Source organism: Alkaliphilus transvaalensis ATCC 700919 (assembly GCF_000621485.1).
GTDB classification, from domain to species: domain Bacteria; phylum Bacillota; class Clostridia; order Peptostreptococcales; family Natronincolaceae; genus Alkaliphilus; species Alkaliphilus transvaalensis.
The window spans coordinates 1-2993 of the sequence record NZ_JHYF01000032.1 but is presented as its reverse complement, the minus strand read 5'-3'; the positions used below and the strand labels follow the sequence as shown (position 1 = coordinate 2993).

At 32.7% G+C, this 2993-nt stretch carries 4 protein-coding genes; all 4 read left to right on the top strand.

From position 1 onward, the window contains the following. Positions 1-106: 106 nt before the first annotated feature. The 4 genes from T335_RS22060 to T335_RS0115245 all read left to right on the top strand — a co-directional run bounded on the left by T335_RS22060 (position 107) and on the right by T335_RS0115245 (position 2447). Entirely contained in the window at positions 107-706 is a 600-nt protein-coding gene (locus T335_RS22060; protein WP_084281408.1) for an esterase/lipase family protein, read from the top strand. Between the two features lie 42 nt (positions 707-748). Beyond that, the gene (locus T335_RS0115255; RefSeq protein WP_026478304.1) at positions 749-1378 is read left to right on the top strand and encodes a hypothetical protein; all 630 of its coding nucleotides are present in this window, start codon (positions 749-751) and stop codon (positions 1376-1378) included. 316 nt (positions 1379-1694) lie between these two features. Continuing rightward, positions 1695-1940, top strand: a complete 246-nt coding sequence (locus tag T335_RS0115250; RefSeq protein ID WP_026478303.1) for a hypothetical protein — start codon at positions 1695-1697, stop codon at positions 1938-1940. Positions 1941-2207: 267 nt separating this feature from the next. Beyond that, positions 2208-2447 (top strand): hypothetical protein, encoded by a 240-nt coding sequence (locus T335_RS0115245; RefSeq protein WP_026478302.1) that lies wholly within the window; start codon positions 2208-2210, stop codon positions 2445-2447. Positions 2448-2993: the final 546 nt, after the last annotated feature.

Below are 2993 nucleotides of genomic sequence, written 5' to 3'. Positions count from 1 at the left end.
AAAGAGGCAGTTTGATATAATGGTGATAACTGGAAAGATAGTTATCACCATATTAAAAACCTAAGTCACGATTACAACTTAGGGGACGGGTAATGATAACAGTAGAATTTGGCTTATTCATGGAACTTTCTCAAATGCAAGCAAGGGTTGGGATTTAGAATTTAGACAATTTATTAGTAATTCATTCCAAGAAACTGTTGAAACTTTTGATTGGAGTAAATGGTATGGGGGTAATTTAGATGGAACAAGAAGAAAAGCAGCTGAAAAATTAGCAACTGAAATATCCCAATGGTATAATCAAAATGATGGTGGAACCATAAGGTTAGTTGCCCATAGTCATGGTGGGAATATAGCTATATTGGCAGCCAATATACTTGAAGAAGAATACGGCATTTCGACTGAAACTCTAATAACTATTGGAACTCCAGTTAGAGAATATCAACTTGAATCTTCTGTTGGACAGCATATCAATGTATATAATAACTACGACTCAGTGCAGGTACTTGGAGGACCTTATAAAAAGATTGCAGGGCGATATCACACTATAGTACCAGCCATCCGAATATTCTCTAATGCAGAAAATATAAAGGTTATATTACCAGAGGATAAAAGAAATATATTGAAATACGGCTTAGAGAATCATTCTAGTATGCACAATAATATAGAGGTATGGAAAGAGTATATACTTCCACTTATAAAGAAATAGTCTACATTAACATTACGATACTAGAATCAAGGGAGTGATATAATGAAAACATGGTTTAAAGTAATATGGTATTTTGCCATAATAGCCAATGTTGCTGCGTTTATATGGTTTATATTAGGGAATACAGCAAATTTCCAAAGGGGCTTAGATTTGATGGGAGTGCCTACATTGGTATTATATGGGATACCATCTATAATTTTAGTGGTTTCCTCTATACTTATTATGAAAAATTGTGTAAAACCAAAGCTTTGGATTTATGCTGTTGCTTTTATAATGATATACCTGCTGATTTATTTTGTAGAGCCTATGGCAATAGCAGTTAATAAAAGTGGTTGGTTATATGACTATGTAGAAAGTGACCCTATAAAGTCAACACTTGATACTAATTACTCATATAGACTTGAATTGGTTAATTATGGTCAAAGGAATAGAACTGAAAGGTTATATTTAAAGGATAATACAACAGGTGAAGAATTCTATATCATAGTAGATATCAACACTAGAGAATTAAGAGGAACTAGAATTGGACCTGGTGATGACTGGGCATGGGCAGTAATGACACCAACTGATGTTACGAACCAATATGAACTAACTACTACTGATAACCTTAAAATGCCAACCAAAAGATTTCTAATAGACATCAATAAAAGAAAGTCAAAACGTATAGAATAACTAAAATTATGCTTATATTTTACAGCTATCTAGTAACCTTAAACCAAGGGGACTCAATGGTAATAACAGTGGATATCTGATTATTAATAACCATTTTAGGCGATAGGGATTATTCCTTATCGTTTTCTTTTTACCACCCCCATATGAATACGCACCACACTTCTTAGTTTTGAAAATGTCTGTGAGGGAAAAGAGCTAAGTAATTTCCCCTTCCTCCATTACTTTAGAGGGCGGGACGAGATAAGCTATAGGCAAAGATAAATAAAGGATTTAATGGTATAAATGGTTTATTACCCTAGTAGAAGGAGAATCTGATATGAATATCTACAAGTATAAAATTGAATGGTGTCCAATTTGTAATCAAGGCTGGGTAGAAATTGTAAAGGATAAAGCTACTAACGAACTATTTGTTTGCTGTAGTGAATGTGAGTCAGAATGGGAATCTCCAGATCATGTTAAATCAAAGAAACTAGCAACTCATGATATTTATGGACAAACTGATGAACCAGACTATGATGAGATTGTTAAAAGGGGATGGGAAAACTATATCTTAAAGGAATAGTGAACATTGTATTTTGGATACGGCAAGCTAGATTAAGGTCGTACAACTTCGATTGCTGTGGACTTTTTCTTTGTTGTGTAAGTAAACATAAGAATGATAAAATGAAACCATCATAGCAAAATGAATAAAAGGTTTTATATGATGGCTTTTAATCCCCCCAACCCTTTTGGACAACCACACATTAATTTAGTAAAAAAACTAACTAGAGGTTAATTTTAGGAATGTAAGTAAGGGAATGTTAGATATGCAAAAAGGTGGGACCATAACATGAATATAAATGATTTAAAGAAAATATTGATTAATAACAATATCCCTAAAGATGCATACTCTTTAGATGGCGGTTTACCAAATGAAGCATATTGTCTCAATCGAAATGGGGGTAACTGGGAAGTTTATTACAGTGAACGAGGTCAGAAGTCTGGATTGAAACTCTTTAGAACAGAGAATGAAGCATGTGACTATTTCTATAAATCGTTAGTTCGAATGCTGAAGGACCTGGGCATATAATAGTTGTCAGTTGTTTGCAGAGGTCATACAGTTTCGGTGGATGCGACCTTTCTTTTTATCATGCGAGTAGACATAAAAGTTCAATATCTAACTAAGTAAAGACTAAGTTTTAAAAAACTGTATGCATCTTTTTAATTGTCATAGCATTATTAGAGCCTATTCAAATCCAAATACACCGATCTTATTGATAAACATAATGAAAATATCAATAAATATAAAAAGCATCTTAATTTTTGTTGGAGTAAATTGTGTGTATTTTATTCTAATGTATATCCAGACTCGGAAGGTTTTGTTTAGTCCTATTGTGTATATTGATTTTGAGAAGGTTTGTGAAAATATGATTCTAATATTGGTTATTCCGATGGAGTGCTTATAGGTGCAAAATATCTAATCTTTATTGCAGTATATTTAGGGATTCGATATCTATTAGGGATGATAGCGATTAACTTACCAGTATAATAAATATAGCTACAACAGTAATATAATTAGTTTGTAGCTTTTTTATTAGTACTACCTAAGGGCAAGATACTATAACCCAATAATAGG